20 protein-coding genes and 2 tRNA genes are annotated in these 20946 nt (G+C 60.1%); 11 read left to right on the top strand and 11 right to left on the bottom strand.

Features of this window, described 5'->3' with window-relative positions:
* Nucleotides 1-128: 128 nt before the first annotated feature.
* The 4 genes from MAIT1_RS05770 to ndhC are packed head-to-tail and all read right to left on the bottom strand — an operon-like array spanning nucleotide 129 to nucleotide 2808.
* Nucleotides 129-1343 (bottom strand): NADH-quinone oxidoreductase subunit D, encoded by a 1215-nt coding sequence (locus MAIT1_RS05770; RefSeq protein ID WP_085441352.1) that lies wholly within the window; start codon nucleotides 1341-1343, stop codon nucleotides 129-131.
* 54 nt (nucleotides 1344-1397) lie between these two features.
* Complete coding sequence (locus tag MAIT1_RS05765) at nucleotides 1398-1955, bottom strand: complex I 30 kDa subunit family protein (RefSeq protein ID WP_143814679.1); 558 nt, start codon at nucleotides 1953-1955, stop codon at nucleotides 1398-1400.
* A complete protein-coding gene (locus tag MAIT1_RS05760) occupies nucleotides 1952-2461 on the bottom strand; it encodes an NADH-quinone oxidoreductase subunit NuoB (RefSeq protein ID WP_085441351.1) in 510 nt (169 codons plus the stop codon). Before MAIT1_RS05760 ends, MAIT1_RS05765 begins: the two co-directional genes overlap by 4 nt.
* Nucleotides 2452-2808 (bottom strand): NADH-quinone oxidoreductase subunit A, encoded by a 357-nt coding sequence (gene ndhC / locus MAIT1_RS05755; protein ID WP_085441350.1) that lies wholly within the window; start codon nucleotides 2806-2808, stop codon nucleotides 2452-2454. Before ndhC ends, MAIT1_RS05760 begins: the two co-directional genes overlap by 10 nt.
* A gap of 514 nt (nucleotides 2809-3322) precedes the next feature.
* On the opposite strand from ndhC, the gene MAIT1_RS22425 reads away from it, so the two are divergent.
* The 7 genes from MAIT1_RS22425 (at nucleotide 3323) to MAIT1_RS05720 (ending at nucleotide 12269) form a co-directional block, all read left to right on the top strand.
* Nucleotides 3323-4405: a hypothetical protein gene (locus MAIT1_RS22425; protein ID WP_143814678.1), complete on the top strand. Its 1083-nt coding sequence runs from the start codon at nucleotides 3323-3325 to the stop codon at nucleotides 4403-4405.
* Nucleotides 4406-4560: 155 nt separating this feature from the next.
* Nucleotides 4561-4637, top strand: a tRNA-Asp gene (locus MAIT1_RS05745).
* Nucleotides 4638-4766: 129 nt separating this feature from the next.
* Nucleotides 4767-5138, top strand: a complete 372-nt coding sequence (locus tag MAIT1_RS05740; protein WP_085441348.1) for a transposase — start codon at nucleotides 4767-4769, stop codon at nucleotides 5136-5138.
* Nucleotides 5139-5151: 13 nt separating this feature from the next.
* The gene (locus MAIT1_RS05735; RefSeq protein WP_085441347.1) at nucleotides 5152-7113 is read left to right on the top strand and encodes an amylosucrase; all 1962 of its coding nucleotides are present in this window, start codon (nucleotides 5152-5154) and stop codon (nucleotides 7111-7113) included.
* A gap of 255 nt (nucleotides 7114-7368) precedes the next feature.
* A complete protein-coding gene (locus tag MAIT1_RS05730; protein ID WP_085441346.1) occupies nucleotides 7369-7845 on the top strand; it encodes a ferritin-like domain-containing protein in 477 nt (158 codons plus the stop codon).
* A 322-nt stretch (nucleotides 7846-8167) separates the two neighbouring features.
* Complete coding sequence (locus tag MAIT1_RS05725) at nucleotides 8168-9442, top strand: ATP-grasp domain-containing protein (protein ID WP_085441345.1); 1275 nt, start codon at nucleotides 8168-8170, stop codon at nucleotides 9440-9442.
* Between the two features lie 109 nt (nucleotides 9443-9551).
* Nucleotides 9552-12269: a CoA-binding protein gene (locus MAIT1_RS05720; protein ID WP_085441418.1), complete on the top strand. Its 2718-nt coding sequence runs from the start codon at nucleotides 9552-9554 to the stop codon at nucleotides 12267-12269.
* A gap of 106 nt (nucleotides 12270-12375) precedes the next feature.
* On the opposite strand, the gene MAIT1_RS05715 is transcribed toward MAIT1_RS05720, so the two are convergent.
* The 3 genes from MAIT1_RS05715 to MAIT1_RS05705 all read right to left on the bottom strand — a co-directional run bounded on the left by MAIT1_RS05715 (nucleotide 12376) and on the right by MAIT1_RS05705 (nucleotide 14035).
* Complete coding sequence (locus tag MAIT1_RS05715; RefSeq protein ID WP_085441344.1) at nucleotides 12376-12750, bottom strand: hypothetical protein; 375 nt, start codon at nucleotides 12748-12750, stop codon at nucleotides 12376-12378.
* Nucleotides 12751-13253: 503 nt separating this feature from the next.
* Nucleotides 13254-13327 (bottom strand) — tRNA-Gly (locus MAIT1_RS05710).
* Nucleotides 13328-13381: 54 nt separating this feature from the next.
* On the bottom strand, nucleotides 13382-14035 hold the full coding sequence (locus tag MAIT1_RS05705) for a hypothetical protein (RefSeq protein ID WP_085441343.1): 654 nt from the start codon (nucleotides 14033-14035) through the stop codon (nucleotides 13382-13384).
* Nucleotides 14036-14348: 313 nt separating this feature from the next.
* Between MAIT1_RS05705 and MAIT1_RS05700 the strand changes: the two genes are divergently transcribed.
* The 4 genes from MAIT1_RS05700 (at nucleotide 14349) to MAIT1_RS05685 (ending at nucleotide 16571) form a co-directional block, all read left to right on the top strand.
* Complete coding sequence (locus MAIT1_RS05700) at nucleotides 14349-14609, top strand: hypothetical protein (RefSeq protein ID WP_085441342.1); 261 nt, start codon at nucleotides 14349-14351, stop codon at nucleotides 14607-14609.
* Nucleotides 14606-15175, top strand: coding sequence for a shikimate kinase (locus tag MAIT1_RS05695; protein ID WP_085441341.1), 570 nt, complete (start codon nucleotides 14606-14608; stop codon nucleotides 15173-15175). The genes MAIT1_RS05700 and MAIT1_RS05695 overlap by 4 nt, the downstream gene beginning before the upstream one ends.
* 213 nt (nucleotides 15176-15388) lie before the next feature.
* On the top strand, nucleotides 15389-15619 hold the full coding sequence (locus MAIT1_RS05690; protein ID WP_085441340.1) for a hypothetical protein: 231 nt from the start codon (nucleotides 15389-15391) through the stop codon (nucleotides 15617-15619).
* 142 nt (nucleotides 15620-15761) lie between these two features.
* The gene (locus tag MAIT1_RS05685; protein ID WP_158089332.1) at nucleotides 15762-16571 is read left to right on the top strand and encodes an AAC(3) family N-acetyltransferase; all 810 of its coding nucleotides are present in this window, start codon (nucleotides 15762-15764) and stop codon (nucleotides 16569-16571) included.
* 8 nt (nucleotides 16572-16579) lie between these two features.
* On the opposite strand, the gene MAIT1_RS05680 is transcribed toward MAIT1_RS05685, so the two are convergent.
* The 4 genes from MAIT1_RS05680 to MAIT1_RS05665 form a co-directional block, all read right to left on the bottom strand.
* Complete coding sequence (locus tag MAIT1_RS05680) at nucleotides 16580-18796, bottom strand: CHASE2 domain-containing protein (RefSeq protein WP_085441338.1); 2217 nt, start codon at nucleotides 18794-18796, stop codon at nucleotides 16580-16582.
* A gap of 391 nt (nucleotides 18797-19187) precedes the next feature.
* A complete protein-coding gene (atpF, locus tag MAIT1_RS05675) occupies nucleotides 19188-19763 on the bottom strand; it encodes a F0F1 ATP synthase subunit B (protein WP_085441337.1) in 576 nt (191 codons plus the stop codon).
* Between the two features lie 10 nt (nucleotides 19764-19773).
* Nucleotides 19774-19995 (bottom strand): ATP synthase F0 subunit C, encoded by a 222-nt coding sequence (gene atpE / locus MAIT1_RS22420; RefSeq protein WP_085441336.1) that lies wholly within the window; start codon nucleotides 19993-19995, stop codon nucleotides 19774-19776.
* Nucleotides 19996-20070: 75 nt separating this feature from the next.
* Nucleotides 20071-20808, bottom strand: coding sequence for a F0F1 ATP synthase subunit A (locus MAIT1_RS05665; RefSeq protein ID WP_085441417.1), 738 nt, complete (start codon nucleotides 20806-20808; stop codon nucleotides 20071-20073).
* Between the last annotated feature and the right edge of the window lie 138 nt (nucleotides 20809-20946).

Below are 20946 nucleotides of genomic sequence, written 5' to 3'. Positions count from 1 at the left end.
CCGTTTACCGCGCCTGTTACGGTCGCGAACGTGGAGCGTTTGCCACGTCGAAAATGTCCATGATCATCACGCCGTGACGCGTCACGGCGAGGGGGTGTGGGGGGCCCGCCCCCACATCAAACAAACCTTCAGCGGTCGATTTCGCCAAACACAATATCAATGCTGCCGACGATGGTGGTGACGTCGGCCAGCATATGGCCCACGCACATCTCCTTACACGCCTGCATGTGGTTGAAGCCCGCCGCGCGGATGCGCGCCCGATAGGGCTTGTTGGAGCCGTCGGAGACCAGATAGACCCCCAACTCCCCCTTGGGCGTCTCCACCGCCGCGTACACCTCGCCCGCGGGCAGGTTGAAGCCCTCGGTGCAGAGTTTGAAGTGGTGGATCAGCGACTCCATGCCGTCGTGCATATCCTCACGATAGGGGATGGAGGTTTTAAAGTTCTCGTTGCGCACCGGGCCTGGTTTCATCTGCTCTAAGCACTGGCGGATGATGCGGTTGGCCTGACGCATCTCCTCCACCCGCACCAGATAGCGGTCCCAGGAGTCGCCGTTCTTGCCGGTGGGGATGTCGAACTCGACCTTGTCATAGGCGTCGTAGGGCTCGGCCTTGCGCAGATCATAGGCGTGGCCGGAGCCGCGCAGCATGGGGCCGACGAAACCCAGATCGAACGCCTTGTCGCCATCGACGATGCCGATGTCCACCAGACGCTGTTTCCAGATGCGGTTTTCGGTCAGCAGCGCCTCGTACTCGTCCACCTTGCCGGGGAACGACTCGGTGAAGGCGAGAATCTTCTTCTCCAGCTCCGGCGGGATGTCCCGCGCCACGCCGCCGGGGCGGAAGTAGGCCGCGTGCATGCGCGCGCCGCTGGCCTCTTCGTAGAAGTCGATCAACTCCTCGCGCTCGCGGAAGGCGTAGAGGAACATCGCCATGGCGCCGACGTCCAGACCGTGGGCGCCGATGAACAGCAGATGGTTCAGAATGCGGGTGATCTCCGCAAACATGGTGCGGATATACTGGGCGCGCTCGGGCACTTCAATGCCGCCCAGACGCTCCACAGCGATGACCCAGGCGTGCTCTTCGCTCATCATGGACATGTAGTCCAGACGGTCGAAGTAGGGCAGCCCCTGCACGTAGGTTTTGTGCTCCAGCAGCTTTTCGGTGCCGCGATGCAGGAAGCCGATATGGGGATCGGCGCGCTCCACCACCTCGCCATCCAGCTCCAGCAGCAGACGCAGCACGCCGTGGGCGGCCGGATGCTGGGGACCGAAGTTGACGGTGTAGTTCTGGAACTCTTTGCGCTCGGCGGCGTTTTGCGTGATTTGCGCGCTGGCGGCGTCCATATACGCTTCCTTCCTACTCTTGATCGGGCGATCCGGCTCGGGGGACGACGGCGCTTAGCCGTAGAACTCCCGATTGGGCACGGTCAATTGCGTCGGCTTACGCACGATGCGCTGTTGGTTCTCGTCGTAGAACAGCTCCCACTTGCCATGCACCGGGAAGTCCTTGCGCAGCGGGTGGCCGTCGAAGTCGTAGTCGCACAGGATGCGGCGCAGATCGGGGTGACCGCTGAAGATCACGCCGAACATGTCGTAGGCTTCGCGCTCGAACCAGTCGGCGCAGAACCACAGCGGGGTGGCCGAGGGAACCGGCTCATATTCGGCCACGGCGGTCTTGACGCGGATGCGCTGGTTCTTATGGATCGACAGCAGCTGATAGACGATCTCGAACGGTTTGTCGCGCTCGGGCCAGTGCACGGCGGTGCAGTCGATGTAGGCGCGGAAGTTCAGATCGGGATCGTCGCGCAGGGTCTTGAGGGTGGCCAGCAGATTCTCCGGCGTGGTCCACACCACCAGGATATCGGGCAGACGCTCGAGGCGCTCGGCGGTTTTGACCCGCCCTTTGACCAACTCCTCGATGGCGTCGATCTTCTCTTGCGACATCACGCTGATCATACGCGCTTCCTCCAGCCCGAGTAGATGCGGCCATCGCGGTGGATCTTCTTCTGCAGCTGCATGATGCCGTAGATCAGCCCCTCCGGCGTGGGGGGGCAGCCGGGCACGTAGACATCCACCGGCACGATGCGGTCACAACCGCGCACCACCGAGTAGGAGTAGTGGTAGTAGCCGCCGCCGTTGGCGCAGGAGCCCATGGAGATCACCCAGCGGGGTTCGGGCATCTGGTCATAGACCTTGCGCAGGGCCGGGGCCATTTTGTTGGTCAGGGTGCCGGCCACGATCATCACGTCGGATTGACGCGGGCTGGCGCGGAACACCACGCCGAAGCGGTCGAGGTCGTAGCGGCTGGCGCCGGCCTGCATCATCTCCACCGCGCAGCAGGCCAGGCCGAAGGTCATGGGCCACAGCGACGAGGCGCGCGCCCAGTTGACCAGGCTGTCGGCGGTGGTGAGCACAAAGCCGCGCTCGTCCACCTCCTGGCGGATCTCTTCGATCATTCCCATTCCAGAGCCCCTTTCTTCCAGGCGTAGGCGTAACCCACCAGCAGCACGGCGAGGAACAGAATCATCTCCACAAAGCCGATCAGGCCGATATCGGTGAAAGCGACGGCCCAGGGGAACAAGAACGCCGCTTCGATATCGAAGATGATGAACAGGATCGCCAGCAGATAGTAGCGGACGTCGAATTGAATGTAGACCCGGGCCAGCGGCGCAAAGCCGCACTCGTACTGGTCTCGCTTTTCATAATAGGGCCGCTTGACGCCTAAGATATATGAGGCGGCCATCATGAAAACCGAGATGCCCAGGGCGACGAACACCAGCATCAATACCGGGAAATATCCTTCCAGCATGCCGTTCCTCCCAGCGGAATTTCGGGCGCCCGACCGCTGACGACACGGATGGTCGTCGCCTCGGACTTGGTAATGGGCGTGGGAGTACCTAACACTCTATTCCACCCCGAGTCAACAGAATCCTACCGATAACTCACGCTTATTGTGCGTGCAATTGCAGCTTTTTGCTCGCTTTTCTCTGTTTACGCCATTACGTCGCAGGCAAACTTGTGTACTCTTTGAATTCTGTGCGCATACGTGTGCGGGGCGTGCCGCAGCCGACTGTTTCGCAGTGGCTTTCCTTTGCTTGCCAATGGCTGGACATATTACTGGAATTTTCGCTTCGGCCTCTGTATGGTTGGATTGTAATAGTAATGTTGTACAAGGCGAGTCACAAACCGTTGAGTGGTTATTTTCCATGAAATCTGTTATTGATTCAGGGCCAGAACCGATATTCCTTGAGGCTATTCAACGCTTTAATGTTTCATATAGTGTTGATTTCTCTAATATATTCCAATTCTCTCGGCCAACAGTGTTGACGCTTGAAAAGCTCACCTCACGTCAACGTAATAAGCTGGGCGCGCTGCAGTTTGCCTCCTGGCCCGATCTGGCTGCGCTGCAATATGCGCTCGACCCCCTGTTCCCGCCGCTGCCCAAAACCACCCTCACCACAGCGCCGGAACCGCCCAGCCATTTGGGGCAGAATCGCCACGCCACCCTGTATTACATGCTTGCGCTCTACCTGCATAACCGCGCCCTGCTCTCGGTCAGCCTGAAAGAGGCGCTCAACAGCACGCTGTTTCCCTCGCGTCAGCCCATGCCCATCCTCGTCGGCGGCGCCTGGGAGATCGCCCCCGGTCAAACACTCACCTTGGCCGAACAGGGCGCCGTGCATCTCCTCGGTCGCGTCATCCTGCGCCCGGGCGCGCGGTTGATCATCGAAACCGCCATGCCGGTGTGGATTGATCAATTGCAAGCGCCGCAAGCAGGCGAAAAACCCGCCCACATCATCATCGGCGGCCACGATGGCGCGCCGGGCCAAGACGCCGCGGGGGCAATGGCGTCCGGCGGCTGTGGCGAAGCGGGACGCCACGCGCCGCTGCTGAGTACTCTGCGCATCTCGCGTCTGCATGGACAGACGGCGGTGATCTGTCGCGGCGGCCACGGCGGCGCTGGCGGCAATGGCGCCAGCCTGGGCCATGCAGACGCGACTCTCGATACCGGCAGCAATGGCGGTCAGGGCGGCGCTGGCGGCAATGGCGGCGATGTGCTCATCATCACCGACAAATCCGCCGCTCAAGGCGCGCTGCGTTGTCTGGCCAGCCGTGGACTGGGCGGCGCAGGCGGCGCAGGCGGCGTCGGACCCGATCCCGCCCGCCAGGGCGCCCTCACCCCCTTCTCCCCCCGCGACGGCGTGGCGGGTTCGCCGGGATTGGCGGGCTTCGGCAGTCGCATCTGTTGGGTGGATCTGGAGGGCGCCACGCTGCTGAAAACCCCCACCGAATCGTTCAGCGCCTCGGATTGCGCGCAGGATTACCTCACGCTCTGGCGCCGCGCCGCTGAGGCCCAGCGCCAGCAGGCGGCGCCCGCCAGTCTGCGCATCCCTGCTGCCGAGTGACGTCTATGGCGCGCTGGCGGCAGGGTGTGAACCACCCCTGAGAGCAGCGCGTTGACGGCTTGTGAATTTGCGATGTCGTTGGATATGAATTTTTTTTCACAAACTGCTTGACAATAACCGGGGAAATCCGTAGATTCACGCTTCTCAACGCCTGCGGGGGCGTAGTTCAGTTGGTTAGAATGCCGGCCTGTCACGCCGGAGGTCGCGGGTTCGAGTCCCGTCGCTCCCGCCACTTACGCGACCAAAAAGCCAATCACCTCTTGGGTGGTTGGCTTTTTTTATGGGCATCCCAGTTGGACTTCCCCCCGCAATTGTCGACACTTTGCCCCGAGCTTAAGATGCTTCGGGAGGAGGCGTCACGGTGTCGAGGAAGCGGAAGACGCACACGCAGGATTTCAAGGATGAGGCCGTTCGCCTCGTGCAGGAAGGGCGGCGCGGTCTGGCGCAAGTTTCGCGGGATCTTGGGGTTCATGAGATCCAACTGCGGCGCTGGAAGCAGAACTCTGAAAACGCCAATGGTTTGGGCTCTCCACACTCGGATTTCTCAGCCCGATCGCATTCGAGGAGCAGTAAAAAGCAGCTTAAATCACTGTCCGCGAAGGCGGGGAAAGTTCAAATCCGCCCTCTGGCGCCCATGGGGAAAAATCGACGCGGGGCTTTGATCACGGAAAAAACTCTGTATGATCAACGATGGTCGAAAGTTTTGTCCAACTCCTTCGCCATCGCGAATTGAGGATGCTTCCCCCATGCCTGACGTCAGTAAACTCACCACTTGTACGCGCAAGGAGTGCCAAACCTCACTGGCGCGCGTGTTTCCCCGCATCGAAGCGCGTTTTAAAGACCAAGTGGACCCCGCCGAATGGGACGCCTATGCGCAGCGACTGAAGACTCAGTTTCCGCGTCTGTTCGAGCGCCTGTTCGCCCTCTACAGCCATCACTACGACTTCTTCTACCATCTTGAGAGCATCCTCGCCTCCACCACCGAGATGTGGATCGCCCGCTCCGATGAACTCAAGGCGCTGGACGCCCTGCGCGCAACCGATCCCAATTGGTATCAATCCCACCGTATGGTGGGCGCCATGTGCTATGTGGACGTGTTCGCCGGCGACATCCAGGGACTGCGCGACAAGATCCCCTACCTGACCGAACTGGGGATCACCTATCTGCACCTGCTGCCATTCTTCAAAGTGCCCGCCGGGGATAACGACGGCGGCTACGCAGTGAGCAGCTACCGTGAGGTCATGGCGCATCTGGGGACCATCGACGAGCTGGAGGCGCTGGCCTCGGAGCTGCGTCTGCACGGCATCTCCCTGGTGCTGGATTTCGTCTTCAACCACACCTCCGATGAGCACGACTGGGCGATTCAGGCCCTCAAAGGCGACGAAGAGCATCAAGCCTACTACCGCATGTATCCCAATCGCGAGATGCCCGACGCCTTTGAACGCAGCATGAGCGAGATCTTCCCCGATGATCGCCCCGGCGCCTTCACCTACCGTCCGCGCCTGAAGAAGTGGATCTGGACCACCTTCTATAACTTCCAATGGGATCTGAACTACGAGAACCCGGCGCTGTTCAATCGCATGATCGAGGAGATGCTCTATCTGGCCAATCTGGGGGTGGAGATTCTGCGCTTCGACGCCGTGGCCTTCATCTGGAAGCGACTGGGCACCGACTGCCAGAATCTGCCCGAGGCGCACTGGGTGATTCAGGCCTTCAACGCCGTGGCCAGCATCGCCGCCCCGGCCATGGTGTTCAAATCCGAAGCCATCGTGCACCCCGACGAGGTGGCCAAGTACATCAGCATGGAGGAGTGCCAGCTCTCCTATAATCCGGGCCTCATGGCGCTGCTGTGGGAGGCGCTGGCCACCCGCGACGTAAGCGTGCTGCTGCAGGCCATGCAGCACCGTTTCCAGATCCCCCAGGGCTGCGCCTGGGTCAACTACGTGCGCTGCCACGATGACATCGGCTGGGCCTTCGCCAATGACGATCTGGAAGCGGTGGGGATCAATCCCGATGAGCATCGCCGCTTCCTGACCAAATTCTACACCGGCAAATTCGACGGCAGCTTCGCCCGCGGCGCCCCGTTCCAGGAGAATCCGCAGACCGGCGATGCGCGGGTTTCGGGAACCTGCGCCTCGTTGACCGGCATGGAGAAGGCGCTGCAGGAGAATGATGAGAAGGAGCTGGAGTTCAGTATCCGCCGCATTCTGCTGCTGCACGGGATCATTCTCACCATTGGCGGCATCCCGTTGATCTATCTGGGTGACGAGATCGGCGCTCTGAACGATTACGACTATGAGCAGCAGCCGGATAAGTTCGGCGATTCGCGCTGGCTGCATCGGGGCCAATTCGATTGGGAGCGCGCCGAGCAGCGCCGCGACCCGGAGACCCCCGTTGGCCGCATCTACATGGGTCTGGTGCGCTTGATTCAACTGCGCAATCAGAATCTCGCCTTCACCCGCTCGGAGACGGAGATTCTCGATACCGGCAACAAGCATGTGTTCGGCTACTTCCGTATGCACGATCAGAACATGATTCTGGTGCTGGCCAACTTCAGCGAGCATGAGCAGCGTCTGGAGGCGCGCAAGTTGCGGCAGATGGGGCTGCGCAAATCGGTGGTGGATCTGGTGGCCGGGCGCGTCATCACCGCAATGCAGGAGCTGGTGATGGAGCCCTATCAGTTCATGGTGCTGGGACGCCCGCTCTAACACCACGCTGTGACCACTCTGCAACGACGTTCGCTACCGCACACCCTGCTGACGTCGGTGGATCCGCCCGCTCAGGGATTCTATAGCCCCATTCATCATTTTTATTGGAAATACCCTCTATTCAGTGAAATTGATGCTGTGGCGTAATTTTCTGAACTTTCACGCATTCTACGATTCCCACTTAAGTAGGACGCCAGACGTGTGGCGCTTTGGCCGCCGTTGGCGATTGCGGACTGTGTGCAAGAGGAGCGTAGAATGACCACTGTGACATCGATTCTGAAGCAGGCTCTGGCGCATGAAACCCAAGGCGCCGCCATCTATAGCCAAGCCGCTGAGATCACCACCCACGATGAATCCCGTATGCTGTTTCTCGAACTGGCGCAGATGGAGGAGGGCCACGCCAAACAGTTGATCGATCGCGCCGCCAAAGCGGGCGCCGATGTGGATTGTGACGAGCTCAAACAGTTCGTCGACGCCGAAGAGGAGAAGCCCGCGCCCCCGCAGATGCTGCAGGAGATCGCCAACGGCGATATGCGCGGCGTGCTCAATGTCGCCCTGCGCTTCGAGCAGGAGGCGGTGCAAAACTATCGGACTCTTTTGGAGATGGCGCAGAGCAACGAAATGAAGATCCTATGCCAGGAGCTGGTGCAGGAGGAGGAGGATCACGTCAAACAGATTGAGCGCACCCTGCTGTCTCTGGATTGGGGCATCGAAGAGCGTCCGGATCTGTAACACGCCGGAATTTTGCCGCGTTTTCTGCGACTGTTGATCCACCGATCACCCCAAAGAGCGAACTCCGACGAGTTCGCTCTTTTTGTTTGCCGCCAATTCGCCTCGTCACATTGACGCAGGCATACCCCACATATAAGATTTTTATTCAAGCGCCAAATATTTTATTTATGCGATCTATAGAAGATTCTGCTAATATGCGCGTTTCGAAAGCCATAGCAGGTGAAAAGCGCGCAAATTTGGCGCTGACAATCGGCTGCATCAAGTTTGCGGCGGGCGGAAGTCCGCCTATCATCATTTAGCGGGTGAATGGGGAGTTGCACCAATGCAAATAACCGGTATGCTCTACGGATCCAAATTGCTCAACTACGTGGGCTTCCCCACGGCTCAAGTGTTGGGTCCCGAGGCGTCCGTCCAAGAGATCCAACAGATGATCACCGACCATGGCGGACTGCTGGTCAAACCGGTGTTCAAGGGCGGCGTGGGCAAAAAGGGCAAGGCGGGCCTGGTGGGCATCGCCAAGGACGTGGAGACCGCTATTAAAGAGAAAGAGCGCCTCTACTTCGCCACCCACACCCATGGCAACGTGACCCAGAAGGCCGAAGGGGTGACCTTCGAATCCTTCGTCGAAGCCAAGTACGAAGTCTACTTCTCCATCTCCGACAGCACCCAGTACCGCGCTCCCACCATCACCATTACCCATCATGGCGGCGTGGACATCGAAGAGCTGCCCCCCGAGAAGATCGCCACCGTGCCGTTCGACCCCTTGACCGGCTTCAAAGGCTTCATCGTCTCCAACGCCCTGCTGGAGCTGGGCGCGCCCAACGAGATCATCAGCCCGTTGGTGCAGAACCTGCCCAAACTGTGGGATCTGTACAACAACTACGGCATGACCACCCTGGAGTTGAACCCCATCCGCATGGGACCGGACAAGAATGGCCGTCTGGTGCCGGTGGCGTGCGACTTCAAATGCTCCTTCGATGGCGACGATCCCAACTCCGAGCGTCTGAACCTGCCGGCCGATCTGGATCTGGTGGACTACTCGCCGTTTGAGATGGAAGTGAACCAACTGCGCACCTATCAGGGCCAGTCGGACGTGTTCGTGATCAACGATCAGGGCACCATCACCGCCATGACCTTCGGCGGCGGCGCCAACGCCCTGGTGACCGAACAGCTGGGCGAAGCGGCCACCATCTCCTCGGACTTCGGCGGCAACCCCCCTTACGCCAAGATGCACGACATCAGCCGCATCACCTATAAGTACTGGCTCAAGCAGAGCAACGTGCTGTTCCTGATCGGCGGCAAGGCCAACAACACCGACATTTTCGAGACCTTCCGCGCCATGGCCGACGCCCTGCGCGACCACTTTGGCGCCTATGGCCCCACGCCGCTGTATGTGGTGGTGGGTCGCGGCGGTCCCAACCTGATCCGCGGCATGAGCTACTTCAAGGACACCCTGGACTCCCTGGGTCTGCCCTACAGCTTCTTCGGCTACGATTCGGCCATGAGCGAAGTGGTCAACTACGCCAAGGCGATCGATACCTGGATGGCCAATGGCGGTCGCGCCGAAGTGGCGGCCAAAATGGGCATTAGCGCGTAATCGGGCAACGGTATACCACCGCCCCTATCGTGATAATCGTTGCCAACGACGTTACAGGAAATGTGTCATGAGCGAGACTGAAACCACGTTGAATCAGGGTTACAATTTTATGCACGCGCGCGGCGTCAAGGAGTTCCCCTATTTTGTCGGCATCCACTCCCTCAAGGAGTTGGCCACCAAGGATGACCGCGTCTGCGTTTTGAATATCTCCGGCGGCGAGTCCAAGACCGTCACCCCCATCAGCCACGAGTATTCCGGCGGCAACATCGTCTGTGGCACCATGCCGGGTCGCGGCGGCTCCGCCCTGAAGACCAAAGCGGGCGACATCCCCGTCTACAACAACGTTCTGGAGGCGATGCAGGCCGGCCACAAGTTCAATGTGGCGGTGGTCTACGTGCCCCCCTCGGGCGTGAAGGATGCGGTGATAGAAGCCGTGCGCGTCAATCCCGAACTGCGCAAGGTGATCATCCTCACCGAAAAAGTGGCGGTCAAAGACGCTCGCATCATCCGCGCCTACTGTCAGATGCGCGGCGTGGACGTGCTGGGCGCCAACTGCCTGGGCGTGGCCGACGCGCACAACCATGTGCGTCTGGGCGGCGCCCTGGGCGGCGCGCATCCGCAGGAGTCGCTCAACCCCGGTTCGGTGGCGATCTTCTCCAACTCCGGCAACTTCACCACCACCATCGCCGTCTATCTGGCCACCGCCGGTTGGGGCACCACCACTTCGGTGTCGTCGGGTAAGGATGTCTACATCCACTACGCCGCGCCGGAATTCACCCACGCCTTCCATAACGATGACCGCTCCAAAGCGGCGGTGTTCTACACCGAGCCGGGCGGTTACTACGAGCATGGGCTGGACTTCAAAAAGCCTGTGGTGGCCTGTGTGGTGGGCCGTTGGAAAGCCAAACTGACCCGCTCCTGCGGCCATGCGGGCGCCATCGCCGGTTCCGGCGACAACGCCTTCGCCAAAGAGCAGTGGTACATGGACATGTTCGGCGTGAACGATCTGTTCACCCCGGAAAACCCGGTCTGCTCCGCCAAAGGCGCGGTGGTGACCAACATCGCCCACATCCCCGCCGCGCTGACGGCGGTGATGAAGCTCAATGGTCAGAATCCCGACTTCGAGCCCAAAGGCGACCTCTCGCTCAAGTGCTGGTTCAACCAGGACCTGGGCCTGGATCTGCCCGCCGAACTCAAGCAAACTCCGGTCAAGGCGATCGCCCCCTACGACGAGCAGATTGAAGCGCTCAATCGTCAAGTCGGCGCCATCTTCCCGCGTCAGACCCTCAAGGACTGCTCCGGCGCTTCGAAGATGGATCCCAAGACCCAAGTGTCGCAGATCCACGGCAAGAGCGTGCTGGAAGCGGCCACCCAGAGCTTTGAGGCCAACCTCATCCGCTCGTTGGTGCGCGACTATCCCGACGCCTCCGGCCTGGCCATGACCAACGTGGTGTTGAACGGTCTGGTCAACCAGCATGGTCAAGTGGGTCTGGCCGCCGCCCAGGGCGCGCGGGATGCGGGCTGTAGCCCCAACACCGCGCTCTCCGCCGCCATTGCTCAGGTGGGCCCCAAGACCACGGCGGCGGGCAAAGCCGCCGCCGACGCCATCATCGACCTGTTCACCGGCTCCGGCCTGGATGACGGCGGCGACGCCGATTTCGACGTTTCCGGTCCGGTCAACGCCGCCGCCACCAGCGTGGATCTGCTGTTGACCGACGCCGACGCCCAAGCCGACGCCATGCTCGACGCCATGGCCAAGCGCGGCGTCAAGTCCGCCTTCATCAACTTCCTTAACGCCCTGGCGGAGAAGACCGGCAAGCGTCCCACCGTGGCTGCAGTGATCGCCGCCACTGCGCTGCACGTGAGCTGGAAGTATCTGATGCGCAAGCGCGTCTCCCGCGTGACCGCGATGAACATCCCCTGGCATCTGCACGTCTTCGCCACCCTGGTGGGGTCGGCGGTGGAGCCGGAGGCGCAGCCCGACGCCAACACCTTCCGCGGCGTGGCGGTGAGCGAGCTGATGAGCGGTTGGAGCTTCGCGGAGACCGCCTTCCTGGCGCTGTTCGGCAACCGTCCCTCCGCTGACGAGCTGTTCAACTTCTCCATCCTGCTGGGTCTGATCATCACCAACGGCCCCGGCACCATCTCCGCTCAGGGCGCCAAAGGCGCGGTCTCCGCCGACGGTCCCGAAGCGCCGGATCGGGTGCAGATCAACAAAGCCTACCTGGGCTTCCTCACCCACACCGGTTACGCCCACGGCGGCAACGGTTTTGAGGCCGTGGCGTTCCTGGTGGATCGTTTCCGCGACAGCGGTTTGGTGGATCCGGGCGCGGCCACCAGTCTCAATCTGGAGGAGATGGCTCTCAACTACGCCAAGGAGTACAAGGCGTACAAGGCCAAAGCCAAGTCCGAGGGCAACATCAACTATTTCAAGGTGCCTTGCATCAACCACCCGGTGTTCAAGAACAAAGAGGTCAACTACGATCCTCGCGAGCAGTTCGTCAACGGTCTGCTCAAGGAGCGTGGCGACTACAACGTGTTCCTGGAGTACTACCATGCGTTGGTGAACGCCCTGTTCAAGGCGGGCGTGTCCAAGAACGTCTACTGCGTGAACGTGGACGCGGTGATCGCCGTGATCCTGCTGAAGATGCTGTGGCAGCCCTACAGCGAAGGCAAGTTCAGCAACGCCGCTCTGGAAGGCGCAGCCTTCACCACCTTCCTGTTTGGCCGCATGATTGGCACCGCCGCCGAGGTGGAGGACCACATCAACCGTGGTAAGAACATGGACACCCGCACCGCCGCCAGCCAGTGCAGCTTTGTGGGATAATGTCTCAATAGCAGCCGCTTCCGTTTAGAGCGGCGTTGCTATCATCTCAGCCCCTGGGACCATTCCCAGGGGCTTTTTTTTGCCGTGGCGACAGGGAGGAACGGATTCAGCGCGCGCCGCCGAATTGGCGACTCGGGGTGTTTTTGTTGCTATTCAAATTCAGCTGCCCTTGGCCAAGGGATCTGATCTGGCTGGGATCGAACGTTCCAGACTGCTGCAACTTCAAAGGCGCTTGCCGAGCGCCTGCGACCCCGCCCAGTCTGCGAGGAGCCGCGTCGCCAGCGTTGTTGCGGAAGTTTATTCCTGCGCCGCCATTGGGCAATTGGAGTTGGCTGGGGTCAAATGTTGAGTTTCCTTGAAATTGCGTCGCTGTGCGTGAACCGCCTGCAACGCCGCCAAAGCTTGCCGCTTCGGTCGTCTGGACGGTCAGAGCTGGTAACGCTATGGCCGCCAGAACCCAAATCAATTGCGCTTTTTTCATCACTCTCTTCTCCACTCGGTTGGGTGATCAGATTGTGTTGATACTGTTTCATAAGTACCGCATAACCTCAAAAGGTTTTGCCTTTTCGCAATCGCGTTGTACAACTTGAGTTCACACTCCGCCATGGCGATCCCTCTTGGCAATGCGCAAATCAACCACCCCCCCCCCGCAAGCAGCGGGGTATGGACACGAAATGATCATGACGGCTCTCACCGCCTAACGGCGACAAGAGTCGTTGGTCATCTTCCTTTCAACGCCGCAAACGGCGGAGAATTTGACCCTCAGAGATTAAAGATATTGGGGCGCTGCCCCAAACCCCGCCAGGGCGCCGCCCTGCACCCGCTTAAGGGTCACAGACCCTTAAGAATCCCGCCAAATCGCCTGCGGCAATTTGTCCCCTTACATAGCGTGGGCTCGTTGTCTTTCCCACACACACTTTTGCCTCTTGCCAGGACAAACAAAAAAAAGCGCCTGACCGTTTCCAGTCAGGCGCTTTTTTGTATTGGAGCGGGTGAAGGGAATCGAACCCTCGTCAGAAGCTTGGGAAGCTTCGGCCCTACCATTAGACGACACCCGCAGCATCGTGAGAACTGGCACTATGCGTCAGGATCACCGTTTCGTCAAGACCCCCTCACTCCCCCTGCATCATCTCCGCCTGAATCCGCTCCCGGTCAATCCACCACACCTCCGGGCCCATGCGCTCCAACATCCCCATCACCCGCGGAATGAAGGCGTTGGGATCGTCCAACTGCTCTTCGCTGCGCCACGCCTCAAACGCCGCGTTGTCATCGGGATTGATCCCCATGATCTTCGCCGCCATGGGCCACATCTGCTGCGCCTGCATCTGCGCCAACTCCCGCTGCGGATGGTCGGGGGTGCGGTGCATCGCCATCAGATTGGCCAACGCCGCCACACCGCCCGCCGCCGGATGATTGGCCTCCAGCGACGCCAACAGGTCGAACAGCACCAGCGTCACGTCGGTCACCGGGGCCGGAATCTTCACCACCAACCATGCCGATTGCACCCGCGCCATAAACGCCTCCGGGTGGCGGTCGTTGTTGGACATCTCCAGCATCAGCTTGAGCGCCTTGTCCCACTCCCCAGCGGCGCTGGCGGCCTTGACCTCCTCCTTGAGCGCCGCCCATTTGATATCCTTAGGGCGAATGGCGTCGGGATGCTCCCCATGGGGCGTGGGCGCCGCCAGCGATCCCGGCGTGATGGCCGCATTGATGCTGGCCTGCAGACCGGCTTGAATTTTCGCCAGGGGATCGTTTTGCTCGTTCATGCAAATTCCTTTATGATGTCCGCGTTATGCGGGTTTTGTATAATCGCAAGATGACATGTTGAACACCCCCAGGCTGCATGTGCGCACAGAAGGTTAACTAACGGGGGTGCAGGGGAATCATTCCCCTGCCGGGTCGAGGGCAGAGCCCTCGCAGGTCCAGGGCGGAGCCCTGGCGGGGTTTGGGGCGGAGCCCCAATATCTTCCCTCTTCGACCGTTGTTCAGTGTTTAGCCAATATCATTATTCCAGTTCTTCACAACAGAGTGAGCGCAGGGGCGAAAGTTCATCCCCGCGCCGCCGTAGACGAGGCGTTCATGGCCCAACAGACCCCTCCCCTGATCTGGCGCGTGGTTGATAGCATCGACTGGCCCATTCTGATTTTTGCCGCGCTGTTTCTCGGCTCGGCGCCCATGCACCCGGAGCCGCATCTGGTGGAGAAGCTGCGCATGCTGGCCAGTGGAACCCTCAGCCGTCCCATCGATATCTTCGACCTGGTGATGCACGCAACCCCGGTGGTCCTGGTGCTGCTGAAAGCGTATCGCCAGTTCGTCATGGGGGGAGCCGCCAAAGCATGAACATCGCCCTCATCGGTCCGCGCGGGGCGGGCAAATCCAACATCTCCCGCCGTCTGTCCATGCTCACCAAGTGGCCGGTGCTCTGCATCGACCTGCTGATCTCCTATGAGGCCGAAGGGCTGACCATTCCGCAGATCGTGGAGCGGTATGGCTGGCCCCACTTCCGTAACCTGGAGTATGAAGCCCTGCGCAAAGCCTCGCAACTGAACGGGGTGATTCTCGACTGCGGCGGCGGCGTGGTGGTGGATCTGGACGAAGCGGGCAATGAGATCTTCAGCGATCGCAAAGTGGCGCTGCTCAAGCGCCATGAGAGCCGCGTGGTGCTGCTCGATGGCGATCTCAAACGCCTGGCTGATAAGGTCAGCAGCGATCCCAATCGCCCCGAGTTGAGCAATGCGCTGGATCTGGAGCAGATCCTGCGTCAGCGCATGCCGTTCTATATCCAAGCCGCCGATGAGATCTTTAACATCGAGGGCAAAAAGCGCAAACAGGTGGCCGAAGAGATTGTGGAACATATTCCGGCCCTGCAACACCGCACGCCGCCAGAGATGAAGCAGACCCTTTGACGCTTGTGCGTATTTTTGACGCTGTCGCCCTTCAGCACTGTTAGCTCTAACCAATTCTATTTTTGGCGATTTTCCATCTTAAAAAACTGGCGCGCCGCATGCTAACGGCAGATTAGGCCCCGAACCGGGCCTCTGTTGCGGCAGGTTGGCGCGGAGCGGTTTCCGCGCGGCCGCCCCTGTGATTGATGGCCCTGTGCCTGATGGAGAGTCGCTATGTCTCGTGATCCCGTGAAAACGCAACTGGAGCGCCTGTTGGAGCGCCTGGTCCCCGGCAACGCCCACTATCGCCGCGTCTATATGAAGCGCGCGCTGCGCGACACCATGTTGGCGCTACTGCTGAGTGTGGGCATCGTTGGCAGCCTGATGGGCTCGCTGATGATGAACCTGCACACCGCCAACGCCGCCACCCCGTTCTCGGGTCCGGTTCTGGCGCAGTTGCGCTAAAGCAAAGCCTGAATTGCCGGGAATGGATTCCCACTCACAGCATCAGATGACGGCTGCTCAATTCGACCCGTTGCTTACCGCGCCCTTGCCTCCGGCCATTTCCGGTTGGTTGCACGGACCAGGCGCGCATTGGGTATCACGCGTGCGCGGACGCTGGCTGCGCTGGCGTCAGGGCGATGTCATCACCGTGGAGCAGTTGCGCGCGTTCCTGGTTGCGCTCGGTTTTTCCCCGGGCGCAACGCTGTTCGTGCACAGCGCCATGGATCGGATTCAAGAGGCGGTCCCGCAGATCACCCCTACGGCGCTCATCAGCATGATGCAGGAGCTGCTGGGACCGGATGGAACGCTGCTCATGCCCACGTTTCCATTTCGTGGGTTGCAACGGGACTATGCGGCCACGCTGGAGGCGTTCGATCGCCGTCGCACGCCGTGTCGGGTGGGTCTGTTGCCGGAGGTGTTTCGGCGTCTTCCCGGCGTCATGCGCAGCCTGCACCCCACCCACCCGGTGGCGGGGTGGGGCGCCCGTGCGTCGGCTTTGCTGGAAGATCACCACAAAGGCCTCACCTTCGGGGCTGAAACCTCGCCGTTCTATCGCCTGACTCAGTGTGATGGCGTCACGGTGGGGCTGGGCGTGCGCGAGCCGTTTACCCTCTACTACGTCCCGGAGGAGCTGGATCCGGATGTGCGGGCCCAGGTGTTGGAGCCTGAGCCGCGTTTGATCACCCTGAAAGAGAAGGGCGCGGTGATTGGCGAGTATCCCCTGCGCGCATTTCGCGTGGCGCGGGATTGGCCCAATCTGATGCGCATGCAGCAGATGCTGCATCAACGCGGCGTGGCGCGTTATTCACAGTGTGGCCCATTGCTGGCCGTGCGCGCCGATGCGCGCGCCTATGTAGCTGGCTGCGCCACGTTACTGCGTCACGGTTTGAAGAGTTTTCAAGCCCCCACCTGAACTCCGCTCTACTTATGGCTGAAGTTCTGTACGCCGCTCCAATCGGCAGGCGGCGGCTCCAGCCGCAGCATCTCAATTCTGGTTAAAAATATCTGATAAAACGCGCTTAACCGTTCATCGTCTTGTTTGAGCGCGCGCCACAACTCTTCCGCAGCCTCAAATTGTCGACTCTGGTAGGCGCTCAACGCCTGCTCATGTCGCGTTATGAGGTGACGGGTCTGTTCATCGCATTCTTCGGTTAACCCGATGGGTTGATAGATCGTTACCGGCTCTGTACGCCCTTTTACGCGCACGCGATCAATTTTCCGATACAGATACTCTGGCGCCGCATCCCGCGTCGTCTGGCTGACGATGAAGGGAATTTTATACACGCTGGTCAACCCCTCCAGGCGCGAGCCGAGATTGACCGCATCGCCCATCACCGTATAGGCCATGCGGTACTCCGAGCCCATATTGCCCACGTGCATGCGTCCGGTGCCCAGACCAATACCGACTTTCAACTGTGGCCAGCCTCGCTGCGCAAACGGCTCATGCAGCTGCTCTATCTGTTCCAGCATCTCCAGTCCGGTTTTGATCGCCGTGGCGGCGTGTTGCGCGTTCTCCAGCGGCGCGCCCCAGAACGCCATAATGGCGTCGCCCATGTATTTGTCGATGGCGCCGCGGTTTTGGTAGATGATGGCGCTCATGGGCGTCAGATAGGCATTCATGAGCTGCGTCAACTCACTGGGGCCCATGCTTTCGGCGATGTCGGTAAAACGTCGCACATCGGCAAATAGCACCGTCATCTCGCGGTTTTCGCCATCGAGGGTGTAGTTGGCCTCGTTTTCACTCATCTCCGCCACCAACTCCGGCGGGATGTATTGGCCAAACCATTTGGTGATTTGACGCCGCTGTCGACTCTCCACAATCAAGCCAAACAGCAAGTGGCTAATCACCAGCATCAGCACCATGGCCAGGGGCGCCGCCATGGGGATGATGGCGCGGTCCCACTGCCAGAACGCCAAAGCGAGCCCTTCCCACAGCCCCAGCACCACTATGGCCATGACGACGATCTTCCACGGTTGCGCATGGGGGATCAGCAGGCCCAGAAACACGCCGATGACCAGCAGCGCCCATACTTCGCTCTTTTTATACTCTTCCGGCACGTAGGGGTTACGGCCATCAAGGATGCCTGAGAGCAGATTGGCGTGGGTCTCCACCCCGGGGTAGACGCTGGCCACCGGCGTGCTGCGCATATCCATCAGGCCCGCCGCGGTGGCGCCCACCAACACCACAGTTCCCTGCAGAATCTCATGGGACGTGCGCTGATTGAGCACATCCGCTGCAGAGACATATCGAAAGCTACCCACAGGGCCGAGGAAGGGAATATAGGTAGCGGCGTTTTCCAATAACGGGATACTCAGCGGGCCAATCTTGATCCAACGTCCCTGCTCATCCAGCGATAGCGGATATCCGGAGCCAATCAGCATACGCGCCAAACTCAACGCCAGGGTGGGGTAGATCTTGTCGCCTGAGCGCTGCAGCAGCGGCGTTTTACGGAATACGCCATCATCATCCACCAGCGGGTTATCCAAAAATCCTGCTTCAACACCATCCACCAGCAGCGTCGGGACGATTCCGCCAAAGTGATTGGGCGATAGCATGGGCGGCAGCGTAATGCCTGCGCTGCGCAGCAAACCGGCGTCTATGATGGGTTCCGGCAGTACGCCCATGGATCTGGCGCCGCCATCATCGTTGCCTTTGAAATAGAAGCCCAACGCGACAGGGCGATCACGTAGCGCATCGGCGAACTGCCTATCGGGATCATTAGCGTCCAACAGGCTGCGGAAGGCGTTGAGCCATGGCGCCTGCTCCAATGTGGGGTTGCCCAGTTGGCGCAGGATGCGCGCGCCCCCGGCGGCGTTGGGGTCGGGCTCTGCGAAAATGATGTCAAAACCGATGGCGGCCACGCCATAGTGGTCAAACAGGGTGGTGGTCAACTCCCCGATGCGACTGCGCGACCAGGGCCAGCGCCCCTCTTCGCGCAAGCTGGCGTCGTCGATATTGACGATGACGATGCGCGGGTCGATGACATCTTCTAAAGTCCACTGCACGCGCAGATCATACAGATCGTTCTCGAAACGCTGCAGCTGCGGCAGGTCGACGCCGCCCTGCAGGTGCAAAATGAACAGCGCCACGATGGCGCCGCTAATTGCCGCGCGAATGGCGAATCGGATTCGTTTCATCAACCGCCTCCTGCACTCTCATCGACACTTTTGCTTGCCGGCATGAGAGGTCACATCACTCTACAGTCACATGAATTCAATATGTACAAAGCAACTAATGTATGCGTGACACAAGTTGAGCTTGCGCTGACTATTGGCCGCCGACTGGTCGGCGGCGGGGTCTGGGGGCTGCGCCCCCAGCGGGTGTGGGCGGCGCCCACGGTGTGGTTGTTGATCTTGGGAGCTCGAGGGCAAAGCCCTCGATATCTTCCAGTTTCAAAATCGCCAATGTCTAATTTTGAGTCCGACTGAGTATATAACATGTCCCATGATGCTGATTTTTCCCATAAAAAAACCCCCTGACCGGATGATCAGGGGGTTTCTATGACTGGAGCGGTGAGTGCTTAAGCGCTCAATGCACCTGGTCTTTGGCTTCGCCAATCTTCTCGATGGCCTCATTGGCCAGCGATTCCGCCTGCTTCTTGTCCACAGACTTGGCGATCAGCTTTTCGGCGACTTCCATGGCCACATCCACGGCCACGCCGCGGATTTCGCTCATGGCTTTTTTACGCGCCGTATCGATCTCGGCCATGGCGGCGTCTTTCTTCTTGGACAGATCAGCGTCCAATTCGGCCATGGCTTTTTCACGGTTGGCGGTGGCGTCTTTCTGCGCCTGCTCCATCATCTGATTGATGTTGGCGCGGGCTTCAGCCAGCTGAGTGCGATGCTCTTCGAGCAGGCGCTCGGCCTCTTTGCGGCTGTTTTCCGCCGCTTCGATCTCATCGGAGATACGCTTGGCGCGCGCGTCGAGCACGTCATTGACGGCGGGCACGACGTATTTGCGCAGCAAGAACAGCAGGGCGACGAAAGAGACAATCACCCAGAACATCTGCGACGAGAACGAGCTGGAGTCAAATTGAGGCAGTCCGCCGCCCGAGGCGTGCGCGTCGGCGGCTTGCCCGGCTGCGTGGGCGGCGCTGATCAACATGATGCGACCCTTACGGCATCATGATGAAGGCGAGCACCATGCCATACAGCGCAACCGCTTCCACGAAGGCGGCACCGATCCACATGTACTTGGTCAGCTGGGACTCGGCCCCGGGTTGACGGGCGATGGCTTCGATGGCTTTACCGAACAGGAAACCCAGACCAAGGCCAGAACCGGCCATGCCAGCGGCGGCAAGACCCATACCGATATAGGAGGCGGCAGCGCTTTCCATTGTTTTTACCTCATCTTGAAGGTGTATTTCAGTGGTTGAAGATGGTCGGACCGCAGCCCGGATTTCACAACGCGATCAGTGCAGATGAATGGCGTCGTTGATGTAAACACAAGTCAGAATGGTAAAGATGTAAGCCTGGATGAATCCGATGAACAGCTCAAACCCATTGAACACCACAGTGAAGCCCAAGGGGAGCAGGTTCAATCCCAGCGGAATGGTGTTGGCGATGAAGAAGAACACCACGGCCAGCACGGTGTGGCCGGCGGTCATGTTGGCGAACAGACGCACAGACAGGGAGACCGGACGCGACAGGTACGAGATCACCTCGATGGGGATCATCAGCACCAACAGCGCTTTGGGCACGCCGCCGGGAACGAAGAAGCTGAAGAAGTGGCCGCCGTGCTTGTAGATGCCCAGACCGGTGGCGAACAGAAACACGCCCATGGCCAGGGTGGCGGTGACGATCAACTGGGAGGTGGGGGTAAACGAACCCGGCACCAGACCCAGGACGTTGCAGAACAGCACCAACAGGAACAGCGCAAAGATGCCGGGGAAGAACTTCAACCCCTCCTGGCCGATGATGTCGGTGATGATGCCGCGCACAAACTGGAACAGCATCTCGCCCAGGCTCTGCAGACGGCCCGGCACCAGGGCGCGGCCGTTTTTGGAGCCGGGAGAGGCGAATTTCATGAACGCGAAAGCCACGCCCACCGCAATCCACATCCACACCACGGAGTTGCTGATGGAGATATCCAGCCCCAGGATGTTCAGATCCACGATGTTATGCACCTGGAAGTGGTGCAACGGATCCATTTTCGGAGCGGCGGCGTCGGCGGCGGTTACCGCAGTAGAGGCCATGGCGTCGGCGATCAGAGACATGGGCGTTCAGTCCGTTCCAGTTCATGCCGAAAGTCGGGTTCGGCGATCCCGGATCATCAGCAGACTTCGCTG

The organism is Magnetofaba australis IT-1 (assembly GCF_002109495.1).
Taxonomy (GTDB): domain Bacteria; phylum Pseudomonadota; class Magnetococcia; order Magnetococcales; family Magnetococcaceae; genus Magnetofaba; species Magnetofaba australis.
The sequence above is the reverse complement of the archived record's forward strand: the minus strand, read 5'-3'. Positions and strand labels throughout refer to the sequence as shown.